Consider the following 16,200-nt stretch of genomic DNA (forward strand, 5'->3'; position numbering starts at 1 on the left):
CGATTCCAGAACGAGGTCGAGGTCGGCATGGTCGGCATCAACGTCCCCATCCCCGTCCCGATGGCCTACTACTCCTTCGGTGGCTGGAAGAACTCGCTGTTCGGCGACAGCCATGCGCACGGCACCGAAGGCGTGCACTTCTTCACCCGCGGCAAGGTCGTCACCACCCGCTGGCTCGACCCCAGCCACGGCGGCCTCAACCTCGGCTTCCCCCAGAACAACTGAGCCGGAAAGGACCTACGGTCATGACGACGACAGTCTCCCAGGAACTCCTCCCCACCGGTCAGTCCCTCGACGCGGCCCGCGCCGAGGGGGAGCGGGCGTATGCCCTCGACCGTGCGCACGTGTTTCATTCGTGGTCCGCGCAGGAGCAGATCACCCCGATGACGATCCTCGCGTCCGAGGGTTCGTACGTGTGGGACGGCGCCGGGAACCGCATGCTCGACTTCTCGTCCCAGCTCGTCAACACGAACATCGGGCACCAGCACCCGAAAGTCGTTGCCGCCATTCAGGACCAGGCCGCGAAGTTGTGCACCATCGCACCGCAGTACGCGAACGACGCCCGCTCCGAGGCCGCGCGGCTGATCGCCGAGCGGACCCCGGGTGACCTGAACAAGGTGTTCTTCACCAACGGCGGCGCTGACGCCAACGAGCACGCGGTGCGCATGGCTCGGCTGCACACCGGCCGCTACAAGGTGCTGTCGCGGTACCGCTCGTACCACGGTGGCACGGACACCGCGATCAACCTCACCGGCGATCCGCGCCGGTGGCCCAACGACTACGGCAACAGCGGAGTCGTCCACTTCCACGGACCGTTCCTGTACCGGTCGCAGTTCCACTCCGAGAACGAGCAGCAGGAAACCGAGCGTGCGCTCGAGCACCTCGACCAGCTGATCCGTCTCGAGGGGCCGAACTCGATCGCAGCGATCGTGCTCGAATCGGTTCCCGGGACCGCGGGGATCATGGTGCCCCCGCTCGGTTACATGGCCGGTGTGCGCGAGATCTGCGACCGCTACGGCATCGTGTTCATCGCCGACGAGGTGATGTCCGGGTTCGGCCGGACAGGAAAGTGGTTCGCGATCGACCATTTCGGTGTCGTTCCCGACCTGATCACGTTCGCGAAGGGGGTCAACTCCGGCTACGTGCCGCTCGGCGGTGTCGCGATCAGCGAGAAGATCGCGGCGACGTTCGCCGACCGGCCGTACCCCGGCGGACTCACCTACTCGGGACACCCGCTCGCCACCGCGGCCGCCGTTGCGACGATCAACGCGATGGAGGACGAGCGGATCGTCGAGAACGCGGCCCGGATCGGCAGCGAAATCCTCGGTCCCGGGCTGCGTGGCCTCGCCGACCGGCACCCGTCGATCGGTGAAGTCCGCGGGCTCGGCGTGTTCTGGGCGATCGAACTGGTCTCCGACCGTGCCACGAAGGAACCGCTCGCACCGTACGGCACCTCCAGTCCGGCGATGAACGAAGTGATCGCGGCGTGCAAGGCGGGTGGATTGCTGCCGTTCGCCAACTTCAATCGCATTCACGCTGTGCCGCCGTGCACCGTCACCGAGGCCGAGGCCCGTGAGGGGCTCGCGATCCTCGACACTGTCCTCGACATCGCGGACGCACACCGCAACTCCTGACACACCCCGTCTGCCGACACACCCGTGTCCTGACACTCGATCCGTCCCGCGGTCAATGGCGCCCGCGGGGCGGATCTTTCTCGTTTTCCACGACAACCACACGGCGCCCGGATCTCAACGGAGAGAATCTATGAGCTCGACCACGTCCACGCTCGCACTGTCCCTGCCGGAAGGCTATGTCGAGGAACGGGATCGGCCGCCGGTTCCCGACGTCGCCATCCTCGACCGACTGACCGCCGACGCATTCGACCTGCACGTCGACACCGTCGGACCGAACGAAAACCGGCAATTCCGGGTCACGCTCTACAGCGGAGGCTCGACCGTGTCGCTCGAGCGGGTGCTCCGACTCCTCGGGAGTCTCGACCTCGAGGTCGTCGACCAGCGGACGTCGGTGTTCCGCCGCGCCGACGGATTGGTGTGCCGGCTCTACGACTTCCGGGTGTCCGCGGGACCGCTCGTCGCGTCCGCGGTGGCGTCGGGATCTGTCGAACCCGAGGCCGTCCTGGAAACGTTTCGTGCGATGTGGTCGGGCCGCGCGGAGGCGGACCGGTTCAACGTGCTGGTGCTAGCCGCCGGCCTCGACTGGCGGGAGGTGGTGCTCCTGCGCGCGTACGCACGCTTCCTGCGGCAGAGTGCTCTGCCCTACGACCAGGGCCGGATCGAGGCGGTCCTGCTGTCGCGTCCCGAGTTCGCGTCGGCGCTCGTGGATCTGTTCCACGCGCACTTCGATCCATCCCGTCCCGGTGGCGGCACGTCCCGCGACGGCGAAGTCGAACCGCGTGCGCGCCGAGTCGAATCGCTGCTGGCCGAGGTGGAGGGCCTCGACGCCGACCGGATCCTGCGCGCCTACTCGAGCCTCGTCGCGGCGACGACCCGCACGAACTTCTATCGGGACGGAGCCCTCGGTCCGGCTCGGCCCCAGTTGTCGCTGAAGTTCCGCTCCGCCGAGATCGACGAGCTTCCGCGACCGCGGCCGTTCTACGAGGTCTTCGTGTATTCACCGGAAATGGAGGGCGTGCACCTGCGATACGGACCCGTCGCGCGCGGCGGGCTCCGCTGGTCCGACCGTCTCGACGACTACCGCACCGAGATCCTCGGACTCGTCAAGGCGCAGGCGGTGAAGAACGCCGTCATCGTGCCCGCGGGCGCCAAGGGCGGTTTCGTCGTGCGCAATCCGTCGTCCACCGGCCAGGAGTGCTACCGGCAGTTCATCTCCGGTCTGCTCGACGTCACCGATAACCGTTCGGACACAGCCGAATCAGTTCATCCGGACCGTGTCGTGTGCCGGGACGGTGACGACCCCTACCTCGTGGTGGCGGCGGACAAGGGCACTGCCACGTTCTCCGACGCCGCCAACGAGGTTGCCCGGACGTACGACTTCTGGCTCGGTGACGCGTTCGCGTCCGGCGGTTCGGTCGGCTACGACCACAAGAAGATGGGCATCACCGCGAAGGGTGCGTGGGTGAGCGTCACCCGGCATCTGGCCGAACTCGGTATCGATGTCGACCGTGACAGTTTCAGAGTTACGGGGATCGGCGACATGAGCGGCGACGTCTTCGGGAACGCCATGCTGGCGAGTGCCGGCATCGGGCTGGTCGCCGCGTTCGACCACCGCCACATCTTCGTCGACCCCACTCCCGGCCGGGAGCAGGCCTGGCAGGAACGCCGCCGGTTGTTCGAGCTGCCGAGGTCGTCGTGGGCCGACTATGACCGGACCCTCATCAGTGAGGGTGGCGGCGTCTGGTCGCGCGAGAGCAAGTCGATCCCGGTGAGCAGCCAGATACGGACGGCGCTCGGCCTCGCTCCGTCGGTGACGACGTTGACGCCGCCGGAGATGATCCGCGCCATCCTCGCCGCCCCGGTGGACCTGCTGTTCAACGGCGGAGTCGGGACGTACGTCAAGGCCTCGTCGGAGTCGCACACGGACGCGGGTGACAAAGCGAACGACACCGTCCGGATCGACGCGGGCCGACTGCGTGCACGCGCCGTCGCCGAGGGCGGCAACCTGGGCATGACGCCGCTCGCCCGCATCGAATTCGCCCGCGCGGGTGGACTCGTCAACACGGATGCACTGGACAACTCGGCCGGAGTGGACTGCTCGGACCACGAGGTGAACATCAAGATCCTGCTCGACTCGCTGCCCGTCGACCAGAGGCTGGACCCGACTCGGCGCTCGGACCTGCTCGGGGCGCTCACCGACGACGTGTCGGAACTCGTGCTCGCGAACAATCGCGCGCAGAACCGGGTACTCGGCGACGCCCGGTCGAACGCCCACCGGATGGTGGACGTGCACTCGAGGATGGTGAACGACCTGGTCGACAAGCGCGGTCTGGACTGCGAGCTGGAGGCGCTCCCGAACGCCGAGGGGTTCGCCGAATTGTCGGAGGCGGGGCTCGGACTGACCTCGCCGGAACTGGCGACGCTCCTCGCCCACGCCAAGCTGGATCTCAAAGCGGAACTCGAGGATACGGACGTCTTCGCCGACGGGTACTTCTCCGAACGGCTCGGCGCGTACTTCCCGGCTGCGCTGCGCTCCGTCCTCCCCGTCGACGCGCACCCCCTCCGCCAGGAGATCCTCGCCACCGAGATCGTGAACGACATCTTCGCCCGCGGCGGGCTCACGTATGCGTACCGGCTGCGTGAGGAGACGGGGGCCGCGCCCGCGGATGTGGTGCGCGCGTTCGTCATCACGTCGGAAGTGTTCGGGCTCGCGGAACTCTGGTCCGACATCGCCGCGGCGAAGCTGCCACCGGCGACAGAGTACGAGCTGGTCGTCGAGGCCCGACGGCTGCTCGACCGGGCGTCGCGGTGGTTCCTCGCCAACCGTCGTCAGCCGCTGTCGGTGGACGCCGAGATCGACAATTTCCGACGCCACGTCCACACGCATTCCGGTGACGTCGGCGGATGGCTCCGCGGCGCGGAGGTGCTGGCGATGGAGGAAACGCGTCGCCTCTACGACGAGGCGGGCGTCGAGACGTCCACCGCCCGGCGAATCGCGGATGGCCTCTACCGGTTCAGCCTGCTCGACATCGTCGACGTCGCCCGCGAACTGGAGCACGACGTCGCCGAGGTGGCGCCGCTCTACTTCGCGCTCTCCGATCACCTCGGCGTGGATCAGTGGCTGATCAAGGTGTCGGCGCTTCCGCGGGGCGAGCGGTGGCACACCCTCGCCCGGGTGGCGCTGCGGGACGACCTGTACCGCAGCGTCAGGCTCCTGACACGGGACGTACTGTCGTCGGGGGAGCCCGGTGATGCGCCGGACTCCCGGATTCTGCTGTGGGAGAGTACGAACCGGGCGAGGATTGAGCGTGCTCGTCGGACGCTGGGGGAGATCGACGCCGCAGCCACCCCTGATCTCGCATCGCTGTCGGTCGCGGCGCGCCATATGCGGTCCATGGCAGATCTGCACTGACATAACGCGCTTCGCGCCTGTGAGTACTTATTAACGTCGGGCGGTTAATAAGTACTCACAGGCGCGAAGCGCACGACGACGCCGGGGCGGAGCAGAGCGGGGGGAGTGCGTTCGGCATCCCAGATGGGTTCGTCGGTGGTGCCGATGAGTTGCCAGCCGCCGGGCGAGCTGCGGGGATAGATTCCCGTGAACTCGCCTCCCAATGCCACGGTCCCGGCGGGGACTGAGGTCCGAGGCGTCGCGCGTCGCGGCACGTGCAGTTCGGGTGCGCCGCCGGTGAGGTAGCCGAAACCGGGGGCGAAGCCGCAGAACGCCACCGTCCACGGTGTTCCGGTGTGTGCGGCGACGACGCCGTCGACACCCAGACCGGTCAGCTCGGCCACGTCCTCGAGGTCGGGACCGTCGTAGCGCACGGCTATCCGGATCTCGTCGGGGGAATCCTCGGCGACCGCCGCCTCCGGTTCCGTGGTCCGCACCCACTTGGCGACGCGGTCACGGCTGGTCGCGCCGTGGTCGAACCGCACCAGGATGGTGCGCGCAGCCGGGATCACCTCCACGACTCCGGGTGGCCGGGAGTCGTCCAGCGCACGAAAATGCGCGAGCACGGTGCCGAGGTCCTCGAACTCGGCGAGGACTGCGCTTTCTCCGACGTCGAGGATGCGCATCACACGAACGCCTCCACCGTGATGCCCTCGGTGTCGAGCAACGACCGGATGGCAGTGGCCATCTCGACAGCTGCGGGCGTATCACCGTGCACGCAGACGGATTCGGCGGTGACCGTGAGTACTGTGCCGTCGATCGCTTCGACGGTGTGATCGACGACGAGACTGCGGACCCGTTCGGCCACCACCGCGGGATCGTGCAGGACGGCCCCGTCCGTCGTGCGCGGCACCAGCGTTCCCTCGGGGGTGTATGCGCGGTCGGCGAACGCCTCGGTGACCGTCCGCAGTCCCGCCTTCTCGGCCTCCTCGAGGAACACGGAACCGGGCAGACCGAGGACCGGAAGCGTCGGGTCGTACGCGCTGACCGCCTCGACCACCGCGCGGGCCTGCTCGCGATGATGCACGATTGCGTTGTACAGCGCGCCGTGCGGTTTCACGTACGCCACCGCCGAGCCGGAAACCTGGGCGAGACCGTCGAGGGCGCCGATCTGATAGACGACGTCGGCCGTCAGGTCACGTGGGGCTACGTCGATGAACCGGCGCCCGAACCCGGCGAGGTCGTGGTAGCCCACCTGCGCGCCGATCCGCACCGTCAGCTCGGCCGCCGCCGAACAGGTGGCCAACAGGGTCGCGGGATCGCCCGCATGAAAGCCGCAGGCCACGTTGGCGCTGGTCACGAGCTTCAGCATCGCCAGGTCGTCGCCGAGGGTCCAGGCGCCGTAGCTCTCGCCGAGGTCGCTGTTCAGATCGATTGCCGGCACATATTCGATACTAGGGTTCCGAGTGCCGTCTTGTAGATTTCTCGCGGGGGCGGGCGGAACCGGTGAGGGTCCTGCTGCGTCAGAACAATTGACTGTGCGTCATCGGAGGGGGAATCGTGACCGACCCGGCATATATCAAGGATCCCGAGAACTTTCACTCGGACCAGTGGGACCACGCGAGGATCGCGAGTGCCGTCGCCGGCATGAATGTCGAGCACGTCAGCGGCATCGCAAGAGCCTGGGCCGAACTGGGGACGACGGCCCACCACGCGATCGTCGAGGTCAGCGACGCGATCAAGAAGACGATCAGCGAGAGCTGGCAAGGTGCTGCCGCGTCGGCGGCATACGGCGAGACCGAGCGGTACTCGACCTCCGCGCCGCAGGCGCAGGAGCAACTTCACGGAGTGGCGGCCGCGCTGACGCCGCTGGCGGAGACGGTCGCGTCGCTTCGGTCGCAGGTCCCCGAAACCATCGGCACCGGACTGTGGGACAAGTTGACGCCCTGGGACACGGACACCGAAGACGAGTACTACCGGCGCGAGGGCGAAGCGCGCGAGAAGATGGCCACGATCTACAACCCGGGACTCGCGACGTCGGACGGCAACGTCCCGTCGTTCACGAAGCCGGAGAGCATCGTCGACGTTCCTTCGGGTCCGGCCGGGCCCGGTGTCGACTACGCGGGCGGCACCCCGAGTTCGACCGATCGGTTCGGCGGACCGAGCGCCGGGCAGCCGAATTCCGGCGACGCTCCCGTGAACGACCCCTCCGCCGAGCCAAGTGTGGACGGCGCACCCGCTGCGGACGGCACGCAGCAGAATGCAGCAACCACGCCGTCGGCTGCCACCGCACCGGCGACGACGGCCCCGGCCTCGGTGACGGGTGATCAGGCGCAGAGCCGGTCGGGCATGCCTTCCAGCGCCGATTCGTCCTCGGGCGCCGGCTCACGATCCGCAGGTGCGGGTGGGGGTCCTGGTGGAGGCGGGCTCGGCGTCGGCGGACTCGGCGGTGGCGTCGGCACCGGGAATCGGCCGGGGACCGTGGCACGGCCCGGCACCACACCCGGGGTGGCGGGGGCCACCGCCGGAGGTCACGCCGGTACCGGAATGCGGGGCACCGGCCCGATGGGCGGGGGAATGATGGGCGGCGCAGGGGGCGCCAAGGGCGGCGGCGAGGACAAGGAACACAAGACGCCCGACTACCTGATCACCCTCGACAACGGCAACGAGTTGATCGGCAAACTGCCCCCCGTCTCGCCACCGGTGATCGGCGCATGAACATGCGCAACTGGCGGCTGCGACCCGAACTGTTCGACGTGCTGTGGGCCGGCACCGGGCAGGACCGCACCCCGTACCCGTTCCGGATAGTGAGCGCACACCCCGGGCTCAATGCATATGTCGCCGAGCAGAACCGGATACGAGAAGCCTTCGCGGGAGCCGAACACGACGATGTGAGGTCGGCGTTGGGCGTGCTCGCCGAGCCCGAGGCGTATGTCGAGATCTCCGGTTCCAGCGCCGATGAGACCCCGATCCGCATCATCGGTGCGCAACACCGGCAATGGGTGGTGATCGCGTCGCAGCTCCCCGGCCGGGTACCGCAGATCGGCGGCGACGTGGTGATCGGCGCCGGTGCGGCCGGGCGCCTGGGCGCCCAGCTGATCGGCGCCGGTGCGGCCGGGCGCCTGGGCGCCCAGCTGATCGGGCTGATCCCGCAGAACGCCGCCGGCCGCCGCCGGTTCCAGCGTCGGGACGAACAGGACACCCACTTCTCTCGAGGAATCCTGCAGGAGGTCAATAGGGCGGCGCCCGCCCCGCGACTCGAATCCGCCGTGCAGAAGGGATACGCGGGACGCGGGAAGATCCGGGTCTTCCGCGGCCCCCGTTACGGCACCGGCAGGGACGTCGGCGTCATGCAATGGATCGACATCGCCGGCGACGGACGTTACGCGATCGGACCGCACGATCCTGCCGCTGCGCACCCGGCAGGCCCCGAACAGCTCGTATCTTCGCTCGACACCCTGATCAGGGTCGGTACCACTCCTCGAGCGGGGTCGGTCGGTGCCCGCGGTTGGTAGATTGCCACGCGCCGGCGATTGCACAGGTGGGGACACAGCAGGACACACGGAGGGGACACCAACATGGCGGGGCCAGAAGCACCAAAAGCCGGATGGAAGGCTTTCACCGAAAACGTCGTCGGGGGAGGCAGGCTCGAACTCGACCCCGCCGGCATCGAGCAGTGCATCAAGCTGTGCGATGACCACGCGCGGCGTATGGGGGAACTCGCAAACCGGGCGCGCCACGAACTGCGCGCAACCGACTTGGGTATCGGTGAGAAAGACATCGAGTCCGCGCGGGAGTTGGCTCGCAAATTCGACGAGAAAGCAATCGGGGGAAGCGGCATCGGCGTAGCGAACACTGCGGTCGGATTGCTCACCGCGCACCAGTCGTATGTGAAGGATATGAAATCGATGTTCGAAGCAGTTCTCGCCAGCTATACCGCGCAGGATGAGGCCATCGCTGCAAGCCTCGGAACCGCAGGATCTGAGCTGTGAATACTCGCGTCCGGCGCTTCGTATTGCCGTTCGCAATTACCATGGGCGTCTTGGTCGCTGGTGGCTGTGCGGAGCCGGTCGACGGACAGGCGGACGAGACGCCAGTTCCTGAGATCACATTTCACCCGTGCGACGGATTCAGTTCGGAAGCTCTGGCGGCTGTCCGCTTGGATGCCCGGCCACCCGATCGCATGCCGGACCGCGACAATCCTCAGAACTTCGGATGCGGATTTCAGTCGCAAGATTCGTATTCAGGGATCGTCATTTCGGCAATCGGTGAAGCACCCGACAGCGTGAAGAGCGACGACCGCTTCGACGTCCTGAGTGAGACCGAGATCGGCGGGCGGCGTGCTCTGGTGTCGGATTTCCGTGGCGGCAGTGCGTGCACGGTGTCGGTGGCGATCGAGCCGGGGATTCTCGAGTTCATGATCGGGTACAGCGAGTTGGAGGATTTCACGACCGTCGACGCGGCGTGTGATCAGGCGACGAAGGTGGCGACGACGCTGGCGCCGTATTTCCCCGACCACCTGTAGGTCAGAAGTTGTACTGAGCCTCCACTCTTCGGCGTGGGAGGGCCGGTTCGGCCGTCGGATCGCGGAGAGTGGCGGTTCAGTGCGTGTGTGTGTGGGTGGGGGTGATGCGTCCCGCGTTCTTGCGTCGGGAGGATCCGCTGAGCCGGCACACGAGGTAGATGACGAACGAGATCGTGGTGACGAAGCTCGACACGGGCACACCGGGTGCGAGCGACAGCAGGATGCCGCCGACGGCGGCGAGTTCGGCGAACACGATCGACAGGATCGTGGCCTTCAATGGGCTGGCGGTGACGTAGGCGGCGGCTGCGGCGGGGGTGATGAGCAGTGCCATCACCAGCAGGGCACCGACGATCTGGACGCCGAGGGCGGCTGTGATGCCGACGAGCACGGCGAACACGATCGACAGCGCACGGACCGGCACGCCGCGGGCCTCGGCGACGTCGGGGTCGGTGCTGGCGAACAGGAGGGGACGGTAGATCAGGCCGAGGGCCCCGATGACCAGCACAGCGCAGAGCAGCAGCAGTTGCAGGCCGCTGTCTCCTGGCGCCACGATCTGGCCGATCAGCAGCGAGAAACTAGTGCCGGTGCGCCCTTGGTACGACCAGATGAACAGCACCGACAGGCCGAGCCCGAACGCCATGATGACGCCGATGACGGAGTCACGGTCGCGGGCCTTCGCGCCGAGTAGTCCGAACAGGACCGCCGCGACCACCGACCCGGCGATGGCGCCGGCTCCGACGCTGACGCCGATGAGCAGGGCCGCCGACGCACCGGTCAGGGACAGCTCGCTCGTGCCGTGCACGGCGAACGACATCTGCCTGCTCACGATGAGCGGGCCGATGGCTCCTGCCAGCAGGCCGAGGATGGCGCCGGCGATCAATGCCTGCTGGACGAAGTCGTACTGCAGGAGGTCGACGGTGGCCGAGACATCGAACATGTGCGACATCGCGTCGGTGAACTTGTTGCTCATGCGTGTCCCTCGTCCGTGTGGTGCACACCCTCGCCGGGGCGGAGGCCGCCCGCGCTGCCGAGCGCGTCGATGGCGTCGCCGGTGCCGATCACGACGAGACGGCCGCGTACGTGCAGCACCTCGACGTCGGTGCGGTACAGCTCGGACAGCACCTCCGACGTCATGACCTCTTCCGGTTTGCCGATGCGGAACTGTCCGTCGACGAGGTAGAGCACGCGGTCGACGAGCGGGAGGATCGGGTTGATCTCGTGGGTGACGAACAGGACCGCGGTGTCGTGGGTGCGTCGCCGCCGGTCGATGAGTCCCGACACGAGATTCTGGTTGGCCAGGTCGAGGCTGAGCAGCGGTTCGTCGCACAGCAGGATCTGCGGATTGCCGACGAGGGCCTGCGCGATACGCAGTCGTTGCTGCTCGCCGCCGGACATGGAACCGATCGGCGCGTCCGCGTAGTTCTGGGCGCCGACTTCGGCGATTGCCGCGTCGACGATCGCACGGCGCCGGCCTCGCCGGAGGAGGCCGGTTCCCCACTGGTGGCCGTCGACTCCGAGGCCGACGAGGTCGCGGCCCCGCAGTGGCAGCCCGTCGTCGAGCGACTTCTGCTGGGGGATGTATCCGACGTGCGAATTACCCTTCCGCGCCGGTGATCCGGCGATGCGCGCGGTGCCGGAGCTGAGGGCGAGCTGGCCGAGCAGCACCTTCAGCAGGGACGTCTTGCCCGACCCGTTGGGTCCGAGGACGGCGACGAATTCGCCGGGTTCCACGGTGATGTCGAGGTCCTGCCAGAGTGTGCGTTCGCCGAAGGACAGTCGCGCCCCCGTCAGTTCCAGTGCGGGGACGCGACCGTTGCCGGCGTTCTTCGAAGTGGGTTCTGTCACAAGCCGATCAGTTCTATTGCAGAGCCGCAGCAAGCGACTCGGCGGTCTTGGTCTGCCACTGAATGTAGTCCAGGCCTTCGGGCAGGGTTTCGGTCACCTCGACGATGGGGATTCCCGCCGACTCGGCCGTGGCCCGCACGTCCTGGGTGACCCGGTCCTGCGTCTGCACGTTGTAGACGAGGGCCTGCACCTGCTTGTCGGTGAGCAGCTGTCGCGTGGCGGCGATGGCGGCGGGTGCGGGGTCGTTGCCGTTCTCGATGGCGCTCGTGAAATCGGGCGGGGTGACGTCCTTCAGGCCCGCGGACTGCAGCAGGTAGTAGGCGATCGGTTCGGTCTGGGCGACGGGTGCGTCCTTGTGGGCTGCCGCGATTCCGTCGGTGATCGCGGAGATCTGCTCGAGCTGACCGTGGAAGGTGGCGGCATTGGCCTTGTAGGCGTCGGCGTTGTCGGGGTCGAGTTGGCCGAGCTTGTCCGCGATGGACTGCGCGGTGGCGTCGACGGTGTCGACGTCGAACCAGACGTGTTCGTTCACGTCGCCGTGATCGTGGCCCTCGTGCGAGTCTCCGCCGTCCGAGTGCTCGTCCTCGCCCGCGTGCGCGCCGCCCTCGAGGAGGTCGAACGCGTTGACCGTGAGCTGGTCGCTGTTACTGGTGCCGATGATGTCGTCGACGAAGTGGTCGTACCCGCCGCCGTTGTAGACGATCAGGGAGGCGTCGGTGAGCTTGGCGGCGTCGGTGGGGCTCGCCTCGAACGAGTGCGGGTCGGACGACGGTTCGGTGATGATCGAGGTGACGTCCACCTTGTCGCCGGCGACTGCCTGCGCGACGCTGCCCCACACGTTCGTCGACGCGACGACGGTCAGCGCGCCGTCACTGGTCGTGTCGGAGCCGCAGGCGGTGAGGGTGAGGGCCGCGGCGAACGACAGCCCGACGGCCGCCGTGGCGGCACGAAAACCTGAGGAAGCGCGCACAGAAAACTCCTGACCGAAGACGAACGCTAAACGCTATTGGAAACCGTTACCGTTGCACTTTAGCGGATAGGTCCTGGTAGTGCACTTTCGGTGCAGCCCCGACGCGCCCGAACGCGGGCCGGGTACTAACGTCCCCCTATGCCCAGGTCTCGACAGCCTCGTCGCCAAGCCACGCTGGCGTCGCTCGCGGCCGAGCTCAATATTTCGCGAACGACGGTGTCCAACGCCTACAACCGGCCCGATCAACTCTCCGCGGAACTCCGCGACCGCGTGATGCAGGCGGCCAAGCGCCGCGGCTACCCCGGCCCCGACCCGGTGGCCCGATCCCTGCGCACCCGCAAGGCCGGTGCCGTGGGACTGCTGCTCACCGAAGCCCTCAGCTACTCCTTCCGCGACCCCGCCGCGATGAGCTTTCTGTCCGGACTGGCCGAGTCGTGCGAGGCCGCCGGGCAGGGTCTGCTCCTGATTCCGGCGGGTCCGGGTCGCGAGGAGGCGGACGCCGCCGCGGTCGTGCAGCAGGCGGGCGTCGACGGGTTCGTCGTGTATTCGGTGGCGGACGACGACCCGTACCTCGCGGCGGTGTGCGAGCGTCACCTGCCGGTGGTCGTGTGCGATCAGCCGCGGGAGATCCCGGGGGCATCGCTCATCGGCATCGACGACCGCGGCGCGATGCGGGGTCTCGCCGACTATCTGATCGGGCTCGGCCACCGCGACATCGGCGTGCTGAGCATGAGGCTCGGGCGCGACCGCTCGGACGGGGTGGCCGACGTCGAGCGTCTGCGGTCACCGAACTTCCACGTCCAGCGTGAACGCATCGAGGGAGTGCGCGACGCCATGTCCGACGCCGGCCTGGACCCTCGGACGCTGACCGTCGTCGAGCGGTTCGAGCACACCGGGAAGTCGGGGCACGCCGCTGCCGCGCAGGCACTCGGCGTTAATCCGCGGATCACCGCGCTCGTGTGCACCACCGACGTCCTCGCGCTCGGCGCGCTGGACTGGGCGCGCTGGCAGGGCATCGACGTGCCCGGCCGGCTGTCGATCACCGGATTCGACGGCGTCGACGACGCACTCCGCGAGGGCCTGACCACCGTGCGGCAACCTCAGGAGGAGAAGGGTCGCCGGGCAGGCGCCCTGCTCATGTCCCCGTCGCACTCCGGCGTCGCGACCGTCGAGATGCTCGAGACCGAACTGCTGCGGGGTTCGACGGCCGGGCCCGCCAAGCGCTGACCCGGCCTCCCTCTCAGGCCAGGAGTTGAGCGCAACGGAGCAGTCCCAGGTGGCTGTACGCCTGGGGGTGGTTGCCCAGCGACCGCTCGGCGACGGGGTCGTACTCCTCGCTGAGCAGTCCGGTCGGCCCGGCGGCGTCGACCAGTTGCGCGAACAGTGCCTCCGCCTGTGACCGCTGCCCGATCAGCAGGTACGCCTCGACCAGCCACGCCGCGCAGAGGTGGAACCCGCCCTCGGTGCCGGGCAGTCCGTCGTCGTGGTGGTACCGGTACACGGTCGAGCCGCTGCGCAGTTCCGCCTCGGTCGCCGTGACGGTGGCCGCGAACTTCTCGTCCGACGGGTCGATCAGCCCGGACAGTCCGATGTACAGGGTGGCGGCGTCGAGGTCGGTGCCGTCGTAGGCGGCGGTGTACGAGCGGACCTCGTCTTTCCAGCCCTTCTCGCGCACCTCATCCGCGATCTTGTCGCGCAACGGCGTCCAGCCGGGCTCGATGTCGCGGCCGAAGTGCTCGGCCAGCGCTACCGCGCGGTCGATGGTGACCCACCCCATCACCTTGGAATACACGTGGTGACGCGGGTTGTCGCGGATTTCCCAGATGCCGTGGTCGGGTTCGAACCAGCGACGTTCGACGGCCTCGACCATGGCGCACACCAGTTCCCAGTCGCGGTCGTTGAGCGCCACCGGGGCGCCCTGCTTCTCGCGGGCGTGGGACAGGTCGTGGATGAGTTCGACGATGGGTCCGAACACGTCGAGTTGGACCTGCTGGTTGGCCGCGTTGCCGATGCGGACCGGCCGTGAGCCCGCGTAGCCGGGCAGCGAGTCGATGACGGCCTCGGGCGGCAGACCGCCACCGTGCAGCGTGTAGAGGGGGTGCAGGCGTTCGGGGCCGGGCAGGGTCTCGAGGACGTCGTGCACCCAGTCGAGGTAGCCCTCGGCCTCGCTGAGGGAACCGAGGCTGACGAGCGCGGACGCGGTGAGCGCCGCGTCGCGCAGCCAGCAGTAGCGGTAGTCCCAGTTGCGGACGCCGCCGATCTCCTCGGGCAGCGAGGTGGTGGCGGCCGCCATGATCGCTCCGGAGTCGACGTGCACCAGACCGCGGAGGGTGAGCGCGGAGCGCTTCATCAGGTCGGGTTTGAGCGTGGGCAGGGTGAGGCTCTTCGCCCAGTCCGACCAGTACGATTCGGCCAGTGCTCGGCGCTCCTGCTCGGGCGTCTCCGAAGGTCCGAGTTCTTCGGTGCCGCATCGCAATTCCAGGATGACGTCGCCGCCGGACGGGTCGACGACGGCATGCGCGGTCTGCTGGTTGCCGTCGGACGTGACGTTCCACTGCACACCGGGGGAACGCAGGACGATCGGCTCGTTGGTGCCGTGCACCCGCAGTCCCTCGCTGACGGCCTCGAGGATGACCTGGCCCTGCCCGAACTCGGGCCGCGGTGCGAACGTTACGACGGCGGCGGCCTTGCCGCTGATCACCCGGGTCAGGTCGGTGCGGCCCAGACGGACGTCGTGCGGCAGGTAGTCGGTGACGGACAGGCTGGCCCACCGTGTCTGCACGGTCATGGTGCTGTCGATGTACCGCTGGCTCAGCGGCAGTGCGCTGCGGTGCGGGCCGACGCTGAAGTGGCCGGCTTCCGGTCCACCGAGCAGATGCGCGAACACGGACGCCGAGTCGGGTTCGGGATGACACAGCCAGGTGAGGGTCGCGTCGGGGGTGACGAGGGCGACGGTCCGCGGGCTGGCGAGCATGGTGAGGCGCTCGATGGGCGGCGCGTGTGCCCCGGACAGCCAGGTGCGGCGCTCCTCCAGCAGGAACGCGAGGGCCGCGGCCACGTCTTCGGTGCTCGACACCCGGAACTCGGCGAGGCTGTCGCCGGGGCCCACCTTCACGCCGAGGTCGGGGCCCTGGAGACGCGCGAACGCCTTCTCGTCGGTGACGTCGTCGCCGACGAAGACGGCTGCCGTCGCGCCGTCCTGGTGGCGGATCAGGTCGAGGGCATGGCCCTTGTCGGTGGCGACGACGGCCAGTTCGATGACGGCCTTGCCCTCGGTGACCTGCACGCCCACGCGCTGCCCGGCGTCGGCGCGCACCGCGGCCAGGGCCAGGGCGCCTTCTTCGGCGTCGGCGTTGCGGACGTGGAGGGCGACGCTCGCCGGTTTCGCCTCCACCGACGTGCCGGCGTGCAGCTTGGCGATCCGGTTGAGTTCCTCGGTGATCTCACCGAGAAGTTTCTTGGCGTCGGCGTCGATCGCATGGATGAACCCGATGTCGAATTCCGAGCCGTGGCTGCCGACCAGTTGAACCTCGGCGGGCAGCCGCGACAGCGCGGCGAGGTCCTTGAGTGCGCGGCCCGAGATCACGGCCGCCGTCGTTCCCGCGAGGCTGGCCAGGGCGCGGAGAGCGCGCACCGATTCGGCGTGGGGGAACGCCTTCTCGGGGTCGGAGACGATGGGGGCCATCGTGCCGTCGTAATCGGAAGCGACGAGCAGGCGAGGGGTCCGCGCAACCCTCGAGAGGGCACGACGAAGTTCGATGGGCAGATCATGGGCGCTCACAGGTTCAAATCTAGGGGATGTGACGGCTGTGAGCGCGTTCTCGGCCGGGGCTGT

General features: G+C 68.2%; 14 protein-coding genes. 8 read left to right on the plus strand and 6 right to left on the minus strand.

Annotated features, from left to right (window positions below):
• The 3 genes from ACFWAY_RS00005 to ACFWAY_RS00015 all read left to right on the plus strand — a co-directional run.
• The coding region (locus tag ACFWAY_RS00005) for an aldehyde dehydrogenase family protein (protein ID WP_378509454.1) at positions 1-225 on the plus strand (225 nt) is incomplete at its 5' end.
• A gap of 20 nt (positions 226-245) precedes the next feature.
• On the plus strand, positions 246-1,634 hold the full coding sequence (locus ACFWAY_RS00010; RefSeq protein WP_378509455.1) for an aspartate aminotransferase family protein: 1,389 nt from the start codon (positions 246-248) through the stop codon (positions 1,632-1,634).
• Between the two features lie 130 nt (positions 1,635-1,764).
• Positions 1,765-5,046, plus strand: a complete 3,282-nt coding sequence (locus ACFWAY_RS00015; RefSeq protein ID WP_378509456.1) for an NAD-glutamate dehydrogenase domain-containing protein — start codon at positions 1,765-1,767, stop codon at positions 5,044-5,046.
• A 44-nt stretch (positions 5,047-5,090) separates the two neighbouring features.
• On the opposite strand, the gene pxpB is transcribed toward ACFWAY_RS00015, so the two are convergent.
• A complete protein-coding gene (gene pxpB / locus ACFWAY_RS00020; protein WP_378509457.1) occupies positions 5,091-5,711 on the minus strand; it encodes a 5-oxoprolinase subunit PxpB in 621 nt (206 codons plus the stop codon).
• Positions 5,711-6,469 (minus strand): LamB/YcsF family protein, encoded by a 759-nt coding sequence (locus tag ACFWAY_RS00025; RefSeq protein WP_378453511.1) that lies wholly within the window; start codon positions 6,467-6,469, stop codon positions 5,711-5,713. Before ACFWAY_RS00025 ends, pxpB begins: the two co-directional genes overlap by 1 nt.
• Positions 6,470-6,585: 116 nt before the next feature.
• On the opposite strand from ACFWAY_RS00025, the gene ACFWAY_RS00030 reads away from it, so the two are divergent.
• From ACFWAY_RS00030 to ACFWAY_RS00045, 4 genes are all read left to right on the plus strand, one after another.
• Positions 6,586-7,743 carry a hypothetical protein gene (locus ACFWAY_RS00030; RefSeq protein WP_378509458.1) on the plus strand — a complete coding sequence of 386 codons (1,158 nt, stop codon included), beginning with the start codon at positions 6,586-6,588 and terminating at the stop codon, positions 7,741-7,743.
• Positions 7,740-8,540, plus strand: a complete 801-nt coding sequence (locus tag ACFWAY_RS00035) for an ESX secretion-associated protein EspG (protein ID WP_378509459.1) — start codon at positions 7,740-7,742, stop codon at positions 8,538-8,540. The genes ACFWAY_RS00030 and ACFWAY_RS00035 overlap by 4 nt, the downstream gene beginning before the upstream one ends.
• 63 nt (positions 8,541-8,603) lie before the next feature.
• Complete coding sequence (locus ACFWAY_RS00040) at positions 8,604-9,017, plus strand: hypothetical protein (RefSeq protein ID WP_378509460.1); 414 nt, start codon at positions 8,604-8,606, stop codon at positions 9,015-9,017.
• Positions 9,014-9,550, plus strand: coding sequence for a DUF3558 domain-containing protein (locus ACFWAY_RS00045; RefSeq protein ID WP_378509461.1), 537 nt, complete (start codon positions 9,014-9,016; stop codon positions 9,548-9,550). Before ACFWAY_RS00040 ends, ACFWAY_RS00045 begins: the two co-directional genes overlap by 4 nt.
• A gap of 76 nt (positions 9,551-9,626) precedes the next feature.
• On the opposite strand, the gene ACFWAY_RS00050 is transcribed toward ACFWAY_RS00045, so the two are convergent.
• Genes ACFWAY_RS00050 through ACFWAY_RS00060 form a run of 3 tightly spaced genes read right to left on the minus strand, consistent with a single transcriptional unit; the run spans position 9,627 to position 12,365 of the window.
• On the minus strand, positions 9,627-10,520 hold the full coding sequence (locus ACFWAY_RS00050) for a metal ABC transporter permease (protein WP_378453506.1): 894 nt from the start codon (positions 10,518-10,520) through the stop codon (positions 9,627-9,629).
• Positions 10,517-11,395, minus strand: coding sequence for a metal ABC transporter ATP-binding protein (locus ACFWAY_RS00055; RefSeq protein ID WP_378453505.1), 879 nt, complete (start codon positions 11,393-11,395; stop codon positions 10,517-10,519). The genes ACFWAY_RS00050 and ACFWAY_RS00055 overlap by 4 nt, the downstream gene beginning before the upstream one ends.
• A gap of 13 nt (positions 11,396-11,408) precedes the next feature.
• Complete coding sequence (locus tag ACFWAY_RS00060) at positions 11,409-12,365, minus strand: metal ABC transporter solute-binding protein, Zn/Mn family (RefSeq protein ID WP_378509462.1); 957 nt, start codon at positions 12,363-12,365, stop codon at positions 11,409-11,411.
• Between the two features lie 138 nt (positions 12,366-12,503).
• On the opposite strand from ACFWAY_RS00060, the gene ACFWAY_RS00065 reads away from it, so the two are divergent.
• Positions 12,504-13,592 (plus strand): LacI family DNA-binding transcriptional regulator, encoded by a 1,089-nt coding sequence (locus ACFWAY_RS00065; protein WP_378453503.1) that lies wholly within the window; start codon positions 12,504-12,506, stop codon positions 13,590-13,592.
• Positions 13,593-13,605: 13 nt separating this feature from the next.
• Here the strand turns inward: ACFWAY_RS00065 and otsB are convergent, their stop codons facing one another.
• Positions 13,606-16,146 (minus strand): trehalose-phosphatase, encoded by a 2,541-nt coding sequence (gene otsB / locus ACFWAY_RS00070; RefSeq protein ID WP_378509463.1) that lies wholly within the window; start codon positions 16,144-16,146, stop codon positions 13,606-13,608.
• Between the last annotated feature and the right edge of the window lie 54 nt (positions 16,147-16,200).

The sequence above is a fragment of the Rhodococcus sp. NPDC059968 genome (genome assembly GCF_042738615.1).
In the GTDB taxonomy this organism is placed as follows: Bacteria; Actinomycetota; Actinomycetes; order Mycobacteriales; family Mycobacteriaceae; genus Rhodococcus_F.

Coding starts and splice junctions, on each gene's coding strand:
- pxpB (WP_378509457.1), bottom strand. CDS start 5,711: ATGCGCATCCTCGACGTCGGAGAAAGCGCAGTCCTCGCCGAGTTCGAG.
- ACFWAY_RS00015 (WP_378509456.1), top strand. CDS start 1,765: ATGAGCTCGACCACGTCCACGCTCGCACTGTCCCTGCCGGAAGGCTAT.
- ACFWAY_RS00035 (WP_378509459.1), top strand. CDS start 7,740: ATGAACATGCGCAACTGGCGGCTGCGACCCGAACTGTTCGACGTGCTG.
- ACFWAY_RS00050 (WP_378453506.1), bottom strand. CDS start 10,520: ATGAGCAACAAGTTCACCGACGCGATGTCGCACATGTTCGATGTCTCG.
- ACFWAY_RS00040 (WP_378509460.1), top strand. CDS start 8,604: ATGGCGGGGCCAGAAGCACCAAAAGCCGGATGGAAGGCTTTCACCGAA.
- ACFWAY_RS00010 (WP_378509455.1), top strand. CDS start 246: ATGACGACGACAGTCTCCCAGGAACTCCTCCCCACCGGTCAGTCCCTC.
- ACFWAY_RS00065 (WP_378453503.1), top strand. CDS start 12,504: ATGCCCAGGTCTCGACAGCCTCGTCGCCAAGCCACGCTGGCGTCGCTC.